Genomic DNA, 622 nt, shown 5'->3' on the forward strand with positions numbered 1-622 from the left:
AGTGGCGAACGCGCAATGGTCGCTTGAGTGGCGAACACGGTGGCCGCGAATTACCGTCCCGCGAGGCCGTGGCGCAGATTCTTGAAGCGTTGTGCGGCGCCCTGTTCCCGATGCGCCTGGGCCCGGTGGACCTGCGTGAAGAAAGTGAAGACTTCTACGTCGGGCATACCCTCGATGTCGCCCTTAACGCCTTGCTCGCCCAGGCCCGCCTGGAACTGCGCTACGCCGCGCGTCAGAGTGGCCAGGATGACAGTGAAGTCAACGCCCATGCCATTCGCCTGATCCAGGACTTCGCCCTGGCATTGCCGGCTTTGCGCAGCCTGCTGGACACCGACGTACTGGCCGCCTACCACGGTGACCCGGCCGCACGCAGCGTGGATGAAGTACTGCTGTGCTACCCGGGCATCCTCGCGGTGATCCACCACCGCCTCGCCCATCACCTGTACCGCGCCGGCCTGCCATTGCTGGCGCGAATCAGCGCGGAAATCGCTCACTCGGCCACGGGGATCGATATTCACCCCGGCGCGCAGATCGGCCCGAGTTTCTTTATCGACCACGGCACCGGTGTGGTGATCGGCGAGACGGCAATCATCGGTGAGCGGGTGCGCATCTACCAGGCGGT

General features: G+C 65.0%; 1 protein-coding gene. It reads left to right on the forward strand.

Annotated features, from left to right (window positions below; translation table 11 throughout):
- Positions 1 to 68: 68 nt before the first annotated feature.
- Positions 69 to 622, forward strand: a 554-nt coding sequence (locus tag AC0L20_RS39670) for a serine O-acetyltransferase (protein ID WP_473295615.1), incomplete at its 3' end; no start/stop codon positions are given.

Source organism: Bradyrhizobium sp. Kon58, assembly GCF_055807455.1.